21 protein-coding genes are annotated in these 16,275 nt (G+C 41.3%); 6 read left to right on the top strand and 15 right to left on the bottom strand.

All coding sequences use genetic code 11. The features are described from left to right. The 4 genes from LI091_RS04860 to LI091_RS04845 all read right to left on the bottom strand — a co-directional run bounded on the left by LI091_RS04860 (nucleotide 1) and on the right by LI091_RS04845 (nucleotide 1,811). On the bottom strand, nucleotides 1–357 hold the full coding sequence (locus LI091_RS04860; RefSeq protein ID WP_005333420.1) for a hypothetical protein: 357 nt from the start codon (nucleotides 355–357) through the stop codon (nucleotides 1–3). A gap of 9 nt (nucleotides 358–366) precedes the next feature. Next, nucleotides 367–588 carry a DUF5348 domain-containing protein gene (locus LI091_RS04855; protein WP_005333419.1) on the bottom strand — a complete coding sequence of 74 codons (222 nt, stop codon included), beginning with the start codon at nucleotides 586–588 and terminating at the stop codon, nucleotides 367–369. 46 nt (nucleotides 589–634) lie between these two features. Continuing rightward, nucleotides 635–1,294 (bottom strand): recombinase family protein, encoded by a 660-nt coding sequence (locus LI091_RS04850; RefSeq protein WP_040015506.1) that lies wholly within the window; start codon nucleotides 1,292–1,294, stop codon nucleotides 635–637. A gap of 205 nt (nucleotides 1,295–1,499) precedes the next feature. Beyond that, entirely contained in the window at nucleotides 1,500–1,811 is a 312-nt protein-coding gene (locus LI091_RS04845) for a winged helix-turn-helix domain-containing protein (protein WP_023921561.1), read from the bottom strand. Nucleotides 1,812–2,064: 253 nt separating this feature from the next. Here LI091_RS04845 and LI091_RS18605 point away from each other — a divergent pair, with 253 nt between their 5' ends. Beyond that, nucleotides 2,065–2,406, top strand: a complete 342-nt coding sequence (locus tag LI091_RS18605; RefSeq protein WP_005333412.1) for a winged helix-turn-helix domain-containing protein — start codon at nucleotides 2,065–2,067, stop codon at nucleotides 2,404–2,406. 153 nt (nucleotides 2,407–2,559) lie between these two features. Here the strand turns inward: LI091_RS18605 and LI091_RS04835 are convergent, their stop codons facing one another. Continuing rightward, on the bottom strand, nucleotides 2,560–3,084 hold the full coding sequence (locus tag LI091_RS04835) for a PadR family transcriptional regulator (protein ID WP_005333410.1): 525 nt from the start codon (nucleotides 3,082–3,084) through the stop codon (nucleotides 2,560–2,562). 210 nt (nucleotides 3,085–3,294) lie between these two features. Here LI091_RS04835 and LI091_RS04830 point away from each other — a divergent pair, with 210 nt between their 5' ends. After that, the gene (locus LI091_RS04830; RefSeq protein ID WP_005333407.1) at nucleotides 3,295–4,650 is read left to right on the top strand and encodes an MATE family efflux transporter; all 1,356 of its coding nucleotides are present in this window, start codon (nucleotides 3,295–3,297) and stop codon (nucleotides 4,648–4,650) included. A gap of 130 nt (nucleotides 4,651–4,780) precedes the next feature. Here the strand turns inward: LI091_RS04830 and LI091_RS04825 are convergent, their stop codons facing one another. From LI091_RS04825 to LI091_RS04815, 3 genes are all read right to left on the bottom strand, one after another. Further along, nucleotides 4,781–4,969, bottom strand: a complete 189-nt coding sequence (locus LI091_RS04825; protein ID WP_005333406.1) for a helix-turn-helix domain-containing protein — start codon at nucleotides 4,967–4,969, stop codon at nucleotides 4,781–4,783. Further along, the gene (locus tag LI091_RS04820) at nucleotides 4,969–5,409 is read right to left on the bottom strand and encodes a sigma factor-like helix-turn-helix DNA-binding protein (protein WP_023921559.1); all 441 of its coding nucleotides are present in this window, start codon (nucleotides 5,407–5,409) and stop codon (nucleotides 4,969–4,971) included. The genes LI091_RS04825 and LI091_RS04820 overlap by 1 nt, the downstream gene beginning before the upstream one ends. A gap of 198 nt (nucleotides 5,410–5,607) precedes the next feature. After that, nucleotides 5,608–5,733: a hypothetical protein gene (locus tag LI091_RS04815; RefSeq protein WP_265190899.1), complete on the bottom strand. Its 126-nt coding sequence runs from the start codon at nucleotides 5,731–5,733 to the stop codon at nucleotides 5,608–5,610. Between the two features lie 89 nt (nucleotides 5,734–5,822). On the opposite strand from LI091_RS04815, the gene LI091_RS04810 reads away from it, so the two are divergent. Further along, a complete protein-coding gene (locus LI091_RS04810; protein WP_005333402.1) occupies nucleotides 5,823–6,152 on the top strand; it encodes a helix-turn-helix transcriptional regulator in 330 nt (109 codons plus the stop codon). A gap of 150 nt (nucleotides 6,153–6,302) precedes the next feature. Here LI091_RS04810 and LI091_RS04805 read toward each other — a convergent pair whose 3' ends face one another. Both LI091_RS04805 and LI091_RS04800 read right to left on the bottom strand, forming a co-directional pair. Continuing rightward, nucleotides 6,303–6,674, bottom strand: a complete 372-nt coding sequence (locus tag LI091_RS04805; protein WP_005333400.1) for a hypothetical protein — start codon at nucleotides 6,672–6,674, stop codon at nucleotides 6,303–6,305. Nucleotides 6,675–6,678: 4 nt separating this feature from the next. Further along, nucleotides 6,679–7,617: a ParM/StbA family protein gene (locus LI091_RS04800; RefSeq protein ID WP_020436706.1), complete on the bottom strand. Its 939-nt coding sequence runs from the start codon at nucleotides 7,615–7,617 to the stop codon at nucleotides 6,679–6,681. A gap of 217 nt (nucleotides 7,618–7,834) precedes the next feature. On the opposite strand from LI091_RS04800, the gene LI091_RS04795 reads away from it, so the two are divergent. From LI091_RS04795 to LI091_RS04785, 3 genes are all read left to right on the top strand, one after another. Beyond that, on the top strand, nucleotides 7,835–8,335 hold the full coding sequence (locus LI091_RS04795) for a hypothetical protein (protein WP_021650057.1): 501 nt from the start codon (nucleotides 7,835–7,837) through the stop codon (nucleotides 8,333–8,335). Nucleotides 8,336–8,484: 149 nt separating this feature from the next. After that, nucleotides 8,485–9,078 carry an RNA polymerase sigma factor gene (locus LI091_RS04790; RefSeq protein WP_005333389.1) on the top strand — a complete coding sequence of 198 codons (594 nt, stop codon included), beginning with the start codon at nucleotides 8,485–8,487 and terminating at the stop codon, nucleotides 9,076–9,078. Beyond that, entirely contained in the window at nucleotides 9,050–9,856 is an 807-nt protein-coding gene (locus LI091_RS04785) for a hypothetical protein (protein ID WP_005333388.1), read from the top strand. The genes LI091_RS04790 and LI091_RS04785 overlap by 29 nt, the downstream gene beginning before the upstream one ends. A 577-nt stretch (nucleotides 9,857–10,433) precedes the next feature. Here the strand turns inward: LI091_RS04785 and LI091_RS04780 are convergent. From LI091_RS04780 to recD2, 5 genes are all read right to left on the bottom strand, one after another. Beyond that, on the bottom strand, nucleotides 10,434–10,850 hold the full coding sequence (locus tag LI091_RS04780; RefSeq protein ID WP_265190898.1) for a hypothetical protein: 417 nt from the start codon (nucleotides 10,848–10,850) through the stop codon (nucleotides 10,434–10,436). Between the two features lie 62 nt (nucleotides 10,851–10,912). Next, entirely contained in the window at nucleotides 10,913–11,695 is a 783-nt protein-coding gene (gene srtB / locus LI091_RS04775) for a class B sortase (RefSeq protein ID WP_265190897.1), read from the bottom strand. After that, nucleotides 11,692–12,912, bottom strand: coding sequence for a CHC2 zinc finger domain-containing protein (locus LI091_RS04770; protein WP_117537025.1), 1,221 nt, complete (start codon nucleotides 12,910–12,912; stop codon nucleotides 11,692–11,694). Before LI091_RS04770 ends, srtB begins: the two co-directional genes overlap by 4 nt. A 54-nt stretch (nucleotides 12,913–12,966) precedes the next feature. Continuing rightward, nucleotides 12,967–13,914: a hypothetical protein gene (locus LI091_RS04765; RefSeq protein ID WP_117470434.1), complete on the bottom strand. Its 948-nt coding sequence runs from the start codon at nucleotides 13,912–13,914 to the stop codon at nucleotides 12,967–12,969. Between the two features lie 83 nt (nucleotides 13,915–13,997). After that, nucleotides 13,998–16,235 (bottom strand): SF1B family DNA helicase RecD2, encoded by a 2,238-nt coding sequence (recD2, locus tag LI091_RS04760; RefSeq protein WP_265190896.1) that lies wholly within the window; start codon nucleotides 16,233–16,235, stop codon nucleotides 13,998–14,000. Nucleotides 16,236–16,275: the final 40 nt, after the last annotated feature.

Genomic DNA, 16,275 nt, shown 5'->3' with positions numbered 1-16,275 from the left:
TTAATGCCTCCTATCTATAGTATATGTGGTGTCATATGTGGTGTCAATCTGTTTTTCATCTTTCTTGGTCAAATAAGGCTGCAGCTCTTTCTTAGCAGCCGTCACAAATTCTTCTTTTCTCGAACTTACCATATAAATCTTCCAGAGCATCAGATTCAGCTTTTCCGCATCCACTGCTTTGCATTTCTTTTTAATCATGCGGATAAACGGATAGATTACCGTATCCGATAACTTGTTCCCAGCAATCAACATCGTTCCATCCGTTCCATATACCTCATACAGACATTCCAAAATACTCCCCAAATCTGTCACCAATCGGAATGCCGGCTTTTCATATTTCTTTTTAGCTTCCATCATATGCTCCTCCTACATTCGAACCGTCAGTCCACTGAGACTCGTCTTAGGAAGCCCTACCAGATACCAGTCTTCATCCATTTCAATCCGAACCGGAATCCATGCATCCTTTACCTTCACATCAAAACATTCTCCGCAATGAAGACCTCCATAATAAGATTCAATCCCAAACCGGATATCAAATCTTCCCATTGATGGATCATAAATTAAAGTACCTATTCTCTTTTCACTCATATTTCTTTCCTCCTGAAATTCTTTGGTCTATATAAGTAATAGGACTTTAATTTGCAGAATTTGAAAGTTCCGGGTATTTTTCATAAAAAGTTTTTCGATAGCGATAAAAAGTTGAGTGCGTCATTCCCAAATTTTTACGAAGCTGTGTAGGTGTCGTTTCTCCAGAAACTACGCTTTGAAAGTTCTCATCAAAAGTTTCCTGCTTCATCACACTTGGTCTTCCATAATCATCCCATTCGCCCCGCAATTTCTTCGCTTCTATCCCTTCCCGCTGTCGCTTCTCCTTTTTCTCCAGCTCTGCCTGCGCCATAGAAGCATAAAGCTCCAGCATCATGTTATTGATTGTTTCCAGCATCATCCTTGCCATCGCATTATCCATCACAGATAAATCCATAAGCGTAGTCGGCAGTTCCAGAACCATAAGCCGCACTCCCATGTTCTTAATCCGCTGGATCTGTTGCATGGTGTCATACTTGTTTCTTCCCAGTCTGTCCAATTCTGTAACAATCAAAATATCTCCCGGCCGCAGGACATCCTCCACTAAAACGGTATATCTCGGACGATTAAAATTCTTCCCTGTCTCCTGATCCGTAAAAATATTCGTAAGTGCCATCTCATGCTCGTTACAGTACCGCTCAATTTCCTGTATGCCACGGTCAAGATGCTGCTCCTTTGTACTGGTACGGTGATATCCATATATCTGCATCCACATTTCTCCTTTCCATGTCCCAAAATATCCACACTTTTATTGGTATATTTCAAAACTGTGTGTGTAACCTTTTTGAAATATAATCCCTCTTTCCGGAACGTACTTCTAAAATGTATACATTTTGGGATATGTTTCTTTTCTATTTCTGTACGTACCAGAGCCGAAAAGTGCAACAAATATGACAAAAAACTCCCAGAGGATGTTACTCCCCTGAGAGTGGTTGAAACTTATAGCCCACACCTCGGACGGTGCGGATGTAATTCCAGTTCCGTGAATCTACTTTTAACTTTTTACGAAGCTGGCTAATGCAGCACATAACCGCATTAGCACAGTCAATCGGTTCTTCCTTCCAGACATTACGATAAATCTCCTCGTGAGAGAATACCCAGCCAGGATGTTCTGTTAGATATTTTAGTACCGTAAATTCTTTCAGACTCAATTCAATCTTTTGATCATTCATAAAAACAGTATGACAGCGAATATCTATCTGTAGGTTTTTGTCTTTGTAATGCAATTTACTTTCCTCCTAATCTGTTTCACCTTATCACAGCTAATCTAAAATGCTATTATTAGACTGCCAAAACTCAAATTCAAAACCAGAGCAATGCTTTACCTGCAAATAGTCTGGTAATAGACCAGTAGAATCGCAATAGCTGCAAGAGCCAGAAACGGCAAACACATAATTACCGGGGCAGAGTGAAGTGATAAATAAGAACCACTGATTTTTTAGCATTTCAGCCGGATATACAAGCCATCCCCATAGATTGGTGACCGTTACTGTTAAAATTACAGCACTGCCTATATATGTGGCAGCTCCTTTCCGGGTAAAGTTAAAGTCGCAGACCTTTACGACCTACGGCTTAATAGTACGAAAAGACATTAACTTTTCTGTAAAAGAATTTGATGTACTTTATATGCTATATTCTAATCCAGGGATGGCTTTTACTAAACAACAGATTTATGAAGCAGTTTGGCATGAAAAAGCAAATGGTTATTTCCACGCCGTGGAAAACACTATTTTTCAAATACGCAAGAAGATAAAAAAGTATTCCAGCGACAAGAATTACATAAAAACAGTAGTTGGATATGGGTATAAATTTGAAGTTTAATCTGCAGGATATAAGGAGCACCGGGTTTGAGGGAGATTCCCCACTAAGAAAATTTCTATGTTCTGGCTACAAAGCCGGAACATAGGTCGGCATCCATCCCTGTTTCTTCCCAATCCTGCAGACCTAATAAGAAATCAGCTAGTGACTTCTTCATCAAAAGTCTTTTTTTAGAGAAATAATCCATTTTTCAATAGCATCCGCCAAAACTATCTGCTGTTGCAATACTGCCATACCAGTCTTAGGGATTTCCGGATCATTCTCTTTCTCTCGAAGATTTTCCTCCAGATAAGTTTTTAATATTTCAATATTTTCCTCAATACTGGCAATACATGATTGTTGACTTTCAGGCGGTAACTTATCCAAATTTACAATTACTGCATTAAAATCTAAAAAAAAGTGAATGGGTTTAGAGGCTGTTTCCATCATAAGCTTTACAAATTCTTTTTCGCCTTCATCTGTTAATGAATAAACTGCTTTTTCAGGCATCTTACCTTCTTTCACAATTTCTCCTTTAATGAAGCCTTTTTCCTCCAACTGAATTGCTTTTTTGTAAATGGATGGTGTACTGATTTTTACCCATTTTGATATATTACGATATTCCACTAATTTTTGAATATCATAGGCTCCCATCGGTTCCTTTTTCAATATTCCTAACACAATTAAATCTATTGTAGCCATAGTTCACCCACTTTCTATATCCACGAAAGCTATAAAATACTTACGGTTATATATACTGTAATTTATAGTATTTGATTTTATACCTCTTGTCAAGGAAATTGCAGGATACACGCTTGACAACTACTATAAATTATAGTAGTATTCTCTCACGTAGTATACTATAATTTATACTACTATAATTTATATTCTTAATTGAAAGGAGTATTTGAAATGAACAAGAATAACAACAAAATGGATTTATTAGGAAATGCACCTGTTCCCCAAGCACTAATGGCTCTTGGTATACCGATAATGATTGGTATGCTTATTAACGCTCTCTACAATTTGGTGGATGCTTATTTCATAGGAGGACTTGGCGAGAGTCAAATGGGTGCAATTTCCATTGCGTTTCCTTTAGGACAAGTAGTTGTTGGTTTAGGTCTGATGTTTGGCAATGGTGCCGCCTCCTACTTATCAAGACTTTTAGGGCGAGGAGATAGGGAAGCTGCAAGTAAAGTCGCCAGTACTGCATTATACAGCAGTGTTTGTATTGGCGCAGTTATTATTATCGGAACTGCAATTTTTTTGAAACCTATTTTAACCATGTTAGGTGCAACAGACACGATTATGCCATACGCCCTTTCTTATGGAAGAATCTATGTTATTTCATGTATTTTCAATGTATTTAATGTAACGATGAACAATATCGTTGCAAGTGAAGGCGCCGCAAAAACAACTATGTGTGCATTATTATTAGGAGCTGTATTGAATATTGGTTTAGATCCTATTTTCATCTATACTCTCGACATGGGGGTTGCTGGTGCGGCAATCGCTACAGCAATTTCTCAAATGGCTTCTACTCTTGTATATTTAATTTATGCATTACAGAAAAAAAGCGCTTTTACATTTTCCATTAAGGAATTTTGTCCTTCTAAGCAGATCATAACTGAAATTCTGAAAATCGGTATACCCACATTGACTTTCCAGCTTCTTACAAGCCTTTCTATCGCATTCATAAACCGGGAAGCTAATATCTATGGAGATGCTGTTATCGCCGGAATGGGCGCTGTTACAAGAATCACTTCAATGGGAACTCTGGTTGTGTTCGGCTTCTTAAAAGGTTTCCAACCAATTGCCGGCTTTAGCTATGGTGCCAAAAAGTTTGATCGGCTCAGGGAAGCAATTAAAACTTCTATCTTATGGTCAACAATATTTTGTGTAGTTGTGGGATTGACAATAGCCCTATTTTCCACACAGATTATTTCGCAATTTACAGAAGGCAATACAGAGATGATTTCTGTAGGTCAAAAATCGCTAATGGCAAATGGATTTTCCTTCTTCGTATTTGGATTTTACACAGTGTATTCTTCTCTGTTTCTTGCACTTGGAAAAGGCACCGCCGGATTCGTTCTTGGGGCTTGCCGACAAGGTATTTGCTTTGTTCCGATCATTCTGTTGCTCCCATCATTCTGGGGCATAAATGGAATACTATATGCACAACCGATTGCCGATGTAATTTCTGCTATTGTTACTGTGTTTATGGCTCTACATCTTCATAAAGAACTGGCAACAACAAAAGAGCATTAAAGCATCAGGCAACATAATAGATCAACACCGTCTGCCGCTTCGAACTGAGGCAATATCACCCTTCAAAAAACAATCACTCCCAGAGGATGTTACTCCCCTGAGAGTGATTGCAGCCTTTGTTTAAGATAACTTACTCAATTATCTGGAATCTCTGGATACACTGAAGCAATGTACTTACCAGTTCCTGATACAGATCTTCATCAAATCTGCCATTCACAATCGCATTCTTAATTAAAAGCGGCTTATATATCTCTAAAATCTTCAGTACCGCATCTGCATTTCCTTCTTTTGCCTTTAAAAGTAATCGTTCAAAATTCATTAGTTTTCACCTCCCATCACCTTGCGGATCTTCCGGATTGCATAATAATAAATACCCTTGCATCGCTCCTCTGATAACCCATTTAGCCTGCTCATTTCCTCAAAAGTACGTTCTTCAAACACATGCTGGTAAATCAGCTTCCGTTCTTCATCCCGCAGCGTATGAAGCGCTTTCATCAGTCTTTCATCTGACATCTTATTCCATTCTGGATATTTCCCCTGTGCCTCCTGCAATAAAAGCTGCTCCCTCGTTTGGTTCTCCAGCAATTCTTCGATTACAATTCTTGCCTCCATCTGTCCAATATCCTCCAACAGTTCTTCTGCATCAGCCATCTGGATTTTCTTCTCCAGATAATCATGTCGTTTTCCACGGACAAACTGTATCAGATATGCTGTAAAGTGATTTTGTATCTTTGATCCTGTATATGTTTTTTTGTTCATTTGTTTTATCCTCCGAAATTTTTTATCACGTTCCAAAAAATTCCGAGGATGGCGGTGAGCGGCAACAAAACGTGACACTGCCTTCATTTTTTCGAAAAAAAGAAAGGCTGGACCACTCTATTCGTAGTCCAGCCGATACTTCTCTTTCTATGTAATTGTGTAGGATATGCGATGATAGTATCTCATATACTGCATATTCTAACTTCTCTCCGACACATTGTATGGATAAGATTTTTTTAACAGATTCAGTTCCTCTTTGGCTTTTATCTTATGCTGTCCATTCATGTCTGTCGTACTTACTTCCATGTTTCTCTGTTTGTGCATGTGTTATCCTGCTTATCATAACGCACTTTAACGCATTTCGTATAGTGTTAATCTACGATAAAATATATGCATTAAGTGAGGTGATATAGATGGTGAAAAAATTATTGGGAGATGCAGTCAGGGAAGAACGTCTCCGCCGCAATCTTTCGCAAAACAGCCTTGCGGAACAGGCAAAGATTTCTTTACGGACTGTCTCTGATATTGAAAACTATATTGGCAATCCACAGTTGGAAACACTTTATGCCTTGGCAACTTACTTACATATTTCCATAGATGCTATATTTTCTAACCAGAAAACGAACCCGGATTCTACCATGCAGCAAATCATGGCAGAACTAAATTCCTGCCCGGAGGAGCAGAAACAGCTTGCCCTTTCTACACTGCGTGGACTTCTGGATGGATTCAAGAACCTAAGTTAAGGCTCTCCCGTATCCTTCATCATCTACACATTATACAAAGACAATCTGTGAGTAATCTGTGAATAGTCTGTGAGTTTTCTGTCTATTCCCATTCTGATACAAAGAACAGGAGAGTACACTGCCATAAGCATGTGTATCTCTCCTGCTTTTTTATGCCCTGCGAAATGCACTGATAGCATCCACTACATTCTGTCTCATAGTCTGATCCATCCGCAGCGGTTCTTCTTCCATCAAATCAACTTCTGTGGGCATTTCTCTATTTATCTTAGAAACGTCCTGCCCTTCCAATACCTTTCTTACTTCTTCCCGGATGATTTGCTGCATCATTGGCCGGAGCATATCCGGTTCCATGCTTATACTGCCATTACCTGTCTCATCCGTTCTTCCCGTATATGCCAGAATTGCCGCAACGATCAGTTTTGCTTTTTTCTCTGTCGTATTCAGAAGTTCTGTCACATACACGTGATCTGGATCCGACTTATCAAAACCAATAGTGAATACAAACGGATTTTTCTTTCCCATAAAATCACACTCCAGCCTGTGTCATGCGATACAAAAGATCATATCCATCGGCATTTGCTTTCATATCCCGGATAAAGGTATGTTTTCCCAACCGGTCTGCCTGCTCCAGAAATCGTTCCAGAAGCACTGCTCCGCCGCCGATAAACACCGTATAAGTAGATTTTGTATCAATGCCCCGCTCTCGGATGCTGTTCAGAAGATCGGTAACAAAATTCTGAACCATGGTTTCTACTGCCTGTACAACAGCTTCCTCATAATACTGCGTTTTTCCCTTGATGATACTGTCGATATCTGCCTCCTCCAGAAGCATGTCATATTCACTGTTAATACTGGAAATGATATCGTTATACATGGTAATCACACCTTTTTCCAGAGAATCACAATAATCCATATCCGGTCTGCCACTTCTCATCAGAAGATAATCAGAAGTAAATCCGCCAATATCAATCCCTACGACTTTCGGAATCTCACGGATTTCCATCATCCTCGTCATCATGGCTGCATAATCCTGCGGAAACGCCATTACATTCTGTATACAGAGGTGATAGACTTTATCGTTGAAGCACAGTTCCTGCACCTTCCCGTCCCCTTTGAAATAGCGTTCATATCTCTCACAAAGCTCTGCAAAATGCTTCGGCGGAAGCCCAATCGGAAGTTCCACCTGAATGACATCCTCCGGCTGGATCTGGCTTTTCTGCTCCAGCTCCATTGCAATGGCAAATAAAGTCAGAATCCAGAATCGGTTCCGGCTGTCCTGCGTCTTGTCCCTCTGGTACGGAATCCGCTTCTCACTAAGGGTATAATACTTTCCCTGATATTTCAGATACTTCTCTCCCCTGGCAGGCTTTTTATCCTGTTCCGTCAGTCCTGTGGTAAAGATAAAATGACAGGTTTTCATGTTCCGGTTCCCGTGATCCACGGCTACTCTTAATTTTTTAATCATAATGATTTCACTCCTTTGTATTTGATACTTATTCTGTACGTAGGAGGTACCTAGAGTGCAACTCTTTATAATCCATTTTCTTATTTTACCAATCAAAAAATTCAAAAAACAAAAATTAAAAATTATCTTTTTTAATTTTTTAAATAAATGCAACCGTTACAATATTTACTGTGTATCTTATTACAAAGGGAACCTTGGAAAGGAGTCGTGTACATATATGAAGGCTTATAAAAAAATAATCAGTTTTATCCTAACACTCGTTATGATGCTGTCGCTAAGTGTTAATGTTTTTGCAGCAGAGCCGCTTACAGATGACCCTAATATGATTGAATGGAAGTACACTGTGTTTGCTAACGAAAGCCTGCAGAAAGTTGTTGAAGAAGGTGTTATTCCAAATGCATATGCCCGATATACTTGGCGCGGAATCACATTGAAAAATGGCGAAGTCGCCATATTAACACCATCAAATAACAGTATGGGACTTTATTGTAATAGCGGCAGATACATAACTATAAATTACACTTTGAGCCGTTCTGCTTTTCATCGTTCAAGAGTACGCGCATACGTAGCTGGACCTTCATCAGAATTTGTGCGTGAGATTACAGCAAGTGGTTTGCGTTCAGGATTTACGACACAGGCAACAGATTACTATTACGGCATGGTAACTAATCTGTCCTCTGATGCCTTTACAATCAAATCATTTTCTATTACATTTTAATAGTGGAAAATATTTCAAGTGCTGGTGAGTACTTATCCTGATTTTAATTGAAGCTTTTTAACTTGGTTTCTCGGTTCCCTTTTTTGAAAATACACATTCCCATTATTAAACCACTGCTATAGTATTCACTGAATTTATGAGGTAGAAGCATGTTATTTAACATAGATGAGAAACAACTGATGCTCGAACTAAAAAATAAAGATGAGCGCGCTTTAAAAATATGTATGAACAAATACTACAGATATGTTGTATACATAGTCGAGAATATTATTGGAAGTGCTTTGCCATATGAAGACAAGGAGGCGGTCGTGTCTAATGTTTTTGTAGCTCTATGGAATTACAGTGCAGATTTAGATACAGATAACTACAGCACATTCAAACCCTATTTAGGAACAATCGCAAGAAACATGGCAAAAAACGCATTACGAAAAACCTCTAAGATGCATTTTGAAAATTACGAAGATGCGTTTCAGGTTGGAACGAACGAACATATTGAATACGGGCCGTTAAAAGAAGAAGTAATCAAATGCTTAAAAGAAAGCATATATGAACTATCAGTTGACGAAAGAAAATGTTTTATCTCGTACTACTATTACACTAAGACAATCGCTGTAATAGCAGAAGAAACCGGATTAAAAGAATCTACAGTAAAATCCAAACTGTTACGCGGACGTAAAAAATTAAAACTAAAAATGGAAAAGAAGGGATTTAGATATGAAGACTGTAAAATTTTCTTTGAATGAGTTAATGAGTGAAATTGATGAATCTTTTATTGAGGAAGTGTATTTTCATGATTGCAATAAAATACTGAAAAAATATTCCAAACAAAAGATACGTCAAAATGTATTTTGTAAAACAGCTTCAAAACATAAGCCTTTAAAGTTCACTTATAGAACTGCAATTATTGTAACTGTGGTTTCAGTGTTTTTGTGTATGCCTGTATATGCTGCAATCAGTCATCTGTTAACATCGGCTTTAATTGATGACAGCAATCGACATTTAATCGGGACAGAAACCAATGATAGAAGCTACATCATATTAAAAGACGGTGTATATACCAATGAAAAGGGGAAAGTTGTTGATATTGAGGAATTAGCCAAATCTTCATCAGAATTTCCTGAAAGCAGAATTGTTAAAAGCAGTCTGATGCCTAATTTCATACCATCATCAATAGTAGAGATTCCTACTGATAAATCAGATGAAATGTATATCATTCCAGAAATAATTCTAATCAACAATTCACTTTGTGTACTTACACAAGACAATGGAAAGGGATGGGAACTAACTGATAAAGATAATATAGTCATTTCGTTTGATAAATATAAATCAGACATTACAGTATCCCAAGATTTGATTATCGGTTATGTAAAAGACGGGATAATGTATGAAGGAGAAGTGTTCGATGAACTGAGTGGAAAATATAGTTTCTCACCAGATGAAAAAGGGGAATATTTTTTCTATCTGCTTAGCGGAAGTTCCGATTATCTATCTCTTAAAAGCGGTAATCTGGAGGTAAATTAAATGTTGCTTTTGCGGGACTTCAGCATACCAATTAACTTTAGTATAAGGACAGGAAGACCTCTTCCGTACAGGAATAGGTCTTCTTGCTGTCTCCGTGCATGCTTTAAAGTATAAATAGGCTTTAATCTGGATACAATTTCAACTGCATCGTTGATACACGCTGTGTTTATCTCGTTTACTGTATCATTCATAAGAATTTAATTGGTTATGTTTATTGTGATGATAGAGTAGCCTTTGTTTTGAACATCTTCCTTGAAAGATTTGTAAACGATACTGTAGATTATCATATTCATTATGTCGGCGTAGATTCTTTAGATGAAGAATGTATTGAATGCAGAAAATACTCTGATTATTGTGAACATATTTTACCTGCTTTCTGGATAGATGACGATTTTTGTGAATAATGAAACACTGGTGTTTGGTTATTCAAAATTTAAGCTGATAGATACTGGTGTTAAGTATATTAATCCGAAGCATTTTTCCGTAAAAAACTTTGTAAAGTATTGCAGATTCAATAAAGAGTGAAATTACAGTAAAATAAAAGATAGTTTTTTCGTTCCTTTGTTATGCCATTGTTCTACGCCGGAATCTTTTCTGCCATCTCCGGCAGGCACTTCTCAAATAATTCCCGATATCTTCGATACCCTTCATCCCGGAGTGGACCTTGCAGTGATGTCAGAGGCCAAAGGAGAAGCTCTTCCTCTTCCACAGCATACGGAGAGGTATAGACAAATTTTTTCCCGTCAAAATGCGGTTTTGATAACTTCAGTATTTCCGTAATCTCTCCTTTTGTTTCCGCCTGCATAATCATTTCCACTTTCTTCCGATGGAACTCGCAGACGATGCTCTCCAGAAATCCCTGCTTCAGATAAAATTCCGCCCTTCTATAAAGTTTTACAAGAGCCTCCACTCTTTCATCAAATAACTTGTCCTTTTCACTGACTATCATCTGTGCCAGTGCGTTTGCATGTTCCATAACCAATGCTGTTCCCATTACATTTCCTCCCATAATAAAAGCTGGCATAAGAAATTTCTTCTCACACCAGCACGATTCTTTTATTCCTCTGTGATGATCTCACTGCTTAATTTTCCATGTACCAGATAGCGATAATTCCGTCTGGAATTGACACAGGTAGACAGCGTAACTATCCGATCCGTTACCGACAGCTCGGTGCCGGTATCATAATCCCCATAAGAAGACACCGTATCCAGAAATATCTGAAAATCTTCCTCTTCCGGGAAATGATACCTATATCCCTCACTCCCGGTTCTTCCCGCATAGCAGGAAAAGATTTGATACTTGAGGATCTTTCCCGGCAAATAGAGATAAAACTCCGGATGTTGTTCAAATAGCTCTTGGTCTTGGTACTTATCCAGAGTTCCGAACATGCTCCCGTTTTTCATATTATGCCCGTACACAATCGTATTCTGATCCGTAAAGTCCGGCTGATTATGACAGTCCACAAAGATACTCCCATTGATATTGGATTCTCCTGAAAAAAGGTGATGGAGATAATATGCATTATCTTTCCCCTGTACCACCGGATAACTAATGTCCAGTGCCGGAATCTGAATCCACGCTATAACATCCGGATTAACCGCTTTTAAACCTGCAAAGTCAATTTCCAGATACCTGCTCTGAGGTTCCTCCTTCTCTTTCTCAGGCTCCGGTGATTCTTCTTCCTCTGGTTTCTGAACATATTCCTGCAGTTTCTCGTAACTTACGTCCCCTTTCTGATACTTCAGATAAGCACCAAAGAGTTTTCCTGCCGCTGCGAGAAAAACAAACAACAGGCAGATAATGAGTCCTGCAAGCACCGTATTTCCTTTTTTTCTCATGATTGTTCTCCTTTCGGAAGAGCCGAAGTCTGTGCTCCGGCTCCTTCCTTCTGTTTGATGGCAGCTAAATAGTCATCAATCCCCTTGAGTTTCCCGTTCCACTCCCCGTTCTCGTCCATATCCCAGACCATCCGGTTCATCGGCAGGGAAAGCTCCCGGCAGATTTCATAGACCTTATTGCAGCCGTTCTGGATAATCCTCCGCTTCTCCGCCTTATGCCGGCAGATAACAGGAGAACGCTCAAAACAGACCGCACACTTACTGTCATGGTGATTACAGGTTACTTTCATCTTCTTATCCATGTCATACGCCTCCAAAAGCTGTTTCATCCCATATCCTTTCATCCGCTCCAGCACCGGTTTCAGATTCCGGTACTGGTTCACTCCGGCAACGCACACAAAGGTAGCGCCGGACAGATAATGGGCTATGGTCCCTTTTAAGGCTCCTTCGGTCAGATAGACACGTTCTGCAGCAAGATCACCGATCACATGTACCGGACTTCCGGAGGAAACTCCCTGGTCATAATTGACACTGGACAGCCAGATATATTTTTTCGTGTCAGTCACATGATCTACCCGGATCTGAAAACCCTGGATGAACCCGTCCAAAGAAACTATGGGAATCAGGATTCCTGAGTTTTCTGCTTTGAAGTTAATCGTCCAGTTTCCGTCTGTATCCCGGTAGAATCCCGGCACGCCTTTCACCATATATCCTTCTTCTGCCAGCCTTTTGACCAGCTTCTTCATTCCAAACAGCGGGACACTCCGGTAACGCTGTGCTTCGATCTGTTCCGGTTTTAATCCCCGTCTTTGCAGATCCTCCTGATGCTTCCTGTTAAGCGTGAGCATGGACAGCATTCTCTGATACGTCCGATGGATTTCCTCTATGGGTGCAAGCTCTGCCGTTGCCTTTTCTTCCTGTACCGGCGTTGCTTTGATATAATCCGTCCGGTATTCTCCTTTTCCTAATGCTTCCCGGATCTGCTGATTTGCTTCGGAGAGTGTAACATTGTGCAAATCCGCATAAAGCTTCAGCATCCCCCCGGACGCATCACAGCGGTTGCACCGGAATACATTCTTTTCCACATTGATATTGAGTTTTCCATGCGTCTCTCCACAAAACGGGCAGTCATAATAGTTTCCCCGCCGCTTTCTGAGATGCAGCACCTGCACCACATCCAGTATTCCATAATCAAACCCAGACATATCATAATACATCCCGGTATATTCCTCCTTTCCCCCGCAGAAAAAAGCTCTCTGCGGGGTTCTTCCTTAACCAGCCATCGGCATTGCTTTTTGTAAAATTACCTTTGCTGCCGCCGGAACCAGATTGTTCGGTCCGGAATATTGCTCGGCAAACCACTGGATCGTTGACGGGCTTTCAACTGCCACCTGTCCCATGGTCTTTCCGCCGTATTTTCCCTTTCCCGGAATCACAGTCCCGACTGCCATTTCATAGTTCATGCGTTTCATCAGTTCTTCTACCGGAAGGGACGTATCCAGATTCTGTAATGCTCCCTGCAACATCTGTCCGGTCTTTGGCGGCGTAGGGGCAGCCGGAGCAGAATCGTAACCAGGCATTTGTCCACTGCCATGGTAAATGGTGCTTCCAGCCGCCTGTGCCTGCTGATAGAACTGATTCATCATCTGCTGGCCTGCATATTCCGACTGGCCTGGCATCTCTCCATAAGTTGGCATAGGGGCATTTGGCATGACACCCGAATCCGGCATGGCAGCATTTTCCATAACACCTGTATCTGGCATCTGTGGGTTCTGATATGGAATTCCGGCATCTACCTGTGCAGGATCATTTTCCTCTCCCACATCCGCAAACTGCACACCATATCCGGCATCCGATAATGCCCTTCCTACAGCTGCTGTTTCCGCCATTTCCAAAAATTTGTCTCCAAACTTCGGATCATCGCTCCGGAATTTCTGCGAAAAGGAATTGGCTACATAATTGTCTTCCTGATCACATTTATCCAAATAGATACGTGCTTCCACAACTGCCATGTTCTCTGTGAAAGTGATAATCCGGCTGATAATCTTTCCTGCCGGATTGACCAGACGAAACCAGAGCTTCCGGTATTTCACATCCAGATAAAGCTGCTCCTCCTGCCCTTCTTCTCCAATCTTTCTTGCCAGTTCCATCGGATGGAAGCCATCCACACGGTTTAAAGCGGCAACTGCCTCTGATTTCTTATACAATAATTCTTTCATTCTCTGCTCCTTTCATTTAGAAAAGCAGACGTTCCCCTATATAAGAGTAATAGTCCGCTTATTTCAAAAGTTGAAAAATATTTTTAAACAACAAGTTTTAACTGCTCCATTTCCGGTTTCTGTTCACTCTGATACTGATCGTAATACTGTACGATCCGCTCACTCAGAATGGTGTTCCTTGTCCCGCTGTCATCCGTATGGATTGCCTGACAGACTGCAGCCCATTCCCCTACCAGATAAACCTTGCTTTTCGCTCTGGTCACTCCGGTATAGAGAATATTGCGCTTCAGCATCATGTAAAAGGCTTTCACCCAAGGGATGATGACAACCGGACATTCGGAACCCTGTGCCTTATGGATGGTTGTTGCGTTTGCATGTTCGATCATTTCCATCTGGTCAGCTTCATATTGCACCTGCCGCCCGTCCGAGAATCCGATCACTGCCCTGGCATTTCCATCCTCATCCGTGATACAGTCCAGTATCCTGCCCAGATCGCCGTTACTCGCCATCTCGGTATTTTTATTCTGTAAAATCTTATCGCCAACCCGGAACACCTGACTGCCGATATGCAGTTCCTTCTTCCCTGCGATCGGCGGATTTACAAAATCCTCCAGAGATTTGTTCAATTCATCCACTCCGGCAGCACTGCGTTTCCGATACGGAGTCAGGATCTGTACCTGATCCATGCCGTTTTTTGCAATCTCGTCCAGATAAATCCTCCGGACAATTTCTGCCGCTTTATCTGCTCCTTTACAGGCAATGAACTGAAAATCCTCCCCAAAGCTCAGATTAGTCTTATTCTCCTGCATCAGTTTTGCATTATAAGGGATGCTGCTCAAAGCGCCCTGCCGGTAAACCAGATCCAGTACCGTGACCGGAATCAGCCCGCAGGCAATCAGTTGCCGGAACACATCCCCGGCTCCTACGGATGGGAGCTGGTTCTTATCCCCGACTAAAAGGACTCTGGCATGTCTGCTAACCCGCCGGAAAAATTCATAGGCAAGATGCATGTCCACCATGGACACCTCATCTACATTTAGAAATCCGGCAGACAGGTACTCAAAATCCGGTTCAAAATCCGTATCATCTCCCAAAAGCCCCAGGGCCAGATGCATCGTGGATGCATTTTCACAGCCGGTACTCTCCACCATACGTCTTGCCGCACGTCCGGTCGGAGCCATAAGCTGTACCTCTGACCTGCATAACGCCTGATGGATATAGAGAATCACCTTGAGAACCGTTGTCTTTCCGGTTCCGGGACCTCCGGTAATAATACTGATGGGATGTGCAAACACCATTCGCACTGCCTGTTTCTGTGTTTCTGACAGCGTGATCCCCAGTGTCTTCTGTGCCTTTTCCAGCTCCGGTTCAATGGACAGCAAAACCGGCTTCTCCAAAAGCCGTCTGGCTATCATGGAAGCGGTCTGTGTTTCTTCTTCATACTGCCGGATAGAATAGATCCGTTCTTCCTCCACAACAATGCTTTTTTGCAGCACCAGCCGGTAAAGCACCTGACTGACATCCTGCTCCGATACTGCCATGACCTGCAGATCCCGGTTCAGCATTTCCAGAGCTTCCTTCATAACCTCCTGACGCTGCTTAAACAGATGTCCTTCTTTCATTGCCTGATTCATGATATGTCCGATGCACCCGGATATCCGCATGGGATCATTGAGTGCACAGCAGCACTGTCTTCCGATCGCATCCACAGTCAGAAACCCGAAGCCTTTGACTGCACTCAGCATGTAAGGGCGGTGCCGGATAATATCCACCGATTCATTTCCGAATTTCTTCAGAATCATATTCACTTTTTTGGGTGTTACCTTAAAAGGCGCCAGAAACGTCATCAGTTCCCGGAACACCTGGTTTTTTCCATAGGACTCCACAATAGCAGCCAGCTTCTTCTCGGAAATTCCACGGATCTTCAAGAGTTCCTGCGGGTTGTTTCCCATGATTTCCAGTGTCTGAAGCCCAAACTTCCGGAAAATAGTATCTGCCATCTTGGGACCGATACCTTTGACTGCACCGGAAGAAAGGTATCCTAAGATACCCTCCTTTGTCCGTGGTACAACCTCCATGAAATTTTCCACCTGATACTGAGTTCCATGCTCTCCGCTCTCCCATCTGCCTTCCATCTCAAGCTCAATCTCGTCTGTAAGCGGAAGACCGAATCCAATCGCTGAGAAGCCGATGATATTCCGGGATGCCAGATATTTGTCTCTGGCTGACAGGGGGACAGACGTATCCTGTGTGGTGAATATGGCAATCGTATACCCATTCTCCTCATTCTGGAAAATCTTATGTTTAAATCTGCACCTCATTGTTTATATCCCTCCAGCTTTTTATCCGCATCCGTTCATT

This window comes from Blautia sp. MSK20_18 (assembly GCF_020553125.1).
GTDB classification, from domain to species: domain Bacteria; phylum Bacillota; class Clostridia; order Lachnospirales; family Lachnospiraceae; genus Blautia_A; species Blautia_A fusiformis.
Note: the sequence above shows the minus strand (reverse complement) of the source record. Positions and strands in the feature narration are given on the sequence as shown.

Coding starts and splice junctions, on each gene's coding strand:
- LI091_RS04860 (WP_005333420.1), bottom strand. CDS start 357: ATGATGGAAGCTAAAAAGAAATATGAAAAGCCGGCATTCCGATTGGTG.
- LI091_RS04855 (WP_005333419.1), bottom strand. CDS start 588: ATGAGTGAAAAGAGAATAGGTACTTTAATTTATGATCCATCAATGGGA.
- LI091_RS04850 (WP_040015506.1), bottom strand. CDS start 1,294: ATGCAGATATATGGATATCACCGTACCAGTACAAAGGAGCAGCATCTT.
- LI091_RS04835 (WP_005333410.1), bottom strand. CDS start 3,084: ATGGCTACAATAGATTTAATTGTGTTAGGAATATTGAAAAAGGAACCG.
- LI091_RS04830 (WP_005333407.1), top strand. CDS start 3,295: ATGAACAAGAATAACAACAAAATGGATTTATTAGGAAATGCACCTGTT.
- LI091_RS04825 (WP_005333406.1), bottom strand. CDS start 4,969: ATGAATTTTGAACGATTACTTTTAAAGGCAAAAGAAGGAAATGCAGAT.
- LI091_RS04820 (WP_023921559.1), bottom strand. CDS start 5,409: ATGAACAAAAAAACATATACAGGATCAAAGATACAAAATCACTTTACA.
- LI091_RS04815 (WP_265190899.1), bottom strand. CDS start 5,733: ATGCACAAACAGAGAAACATGGAAGTAAGTACGACAGACATGAATGGA.
- LI091_RS04810 (WP_005333402.1), top strand. CDS start 5,823: ATGGTGAAAAAATTATTGGGAGATGCAGTCAGGGAAGAACGTCTCCGC.
- LI091_RS04805 (WP_005333400.1), bottom strand. CDS start 6,674: ATGGGAAAGAAAAATCCGTTTGTATTCACTATTGGTTTTGATAAGTCG.
- LI091_RS04800 (WP_020436706.1), bottom strand. CDS start 7,617: ATGATTAAAAAATTAAGAGTAGCCGTGGATCACGGGAACCGGAACATG.
- LI091_RS04795 (WP_021650057.1), top strand. CDS start 7,835: ATGAAGGCTTATAAAAAAATAATCAGTTTTATCCTAACACTCGTTATG.
- LI091_RS04790 (WP_005333389.1), top strand. CDS start 8,485: ATGTTATTTAACATAGATGAGAAACAACTGATGCTCGAACTAAAAAAT.
- LI091_RS04785 (WP_005333388.1), top strand. CDS start 9,050: ATGAAGACTGTAAAATTTTCTTTGAATGAGTTAATGAGTGAAATTGAT.
- LI091_RS04780 (WP_265190898.1), bottom strand. CDS start 10,850: ATGGGAACAGCATTGGTTATGGAACATGCAAACGCACTGGCACAGATG.
- srtB (WP_265190897.1), bottom strand. CDS start 11,695: ATGAGAAAAAAAGGAAATACGGTGCTTGCAGGACTCATTATCTGCCTG.
- LI091_RS04770 (WP_117537025.1), bottom strand. CDS start 12,912: ATGTATTATGATATGTCTGGGTTTGATTATGGAATACTGGATGTGGTG.
- LI091_RS04765 (WP_117470434.1), bottom strand. CDS start 13,914: ATGAAAGAATTATTGTATAAGAAATCAGAGGCAGTTGCCGCTTTAAAC.
- recD2 (WP_265190896.1), bottom strand. CDS start 16,235: ATGAGGTGCAGATTTAAACATAAGATTTTCCAGAATGAGGAGAATGGG.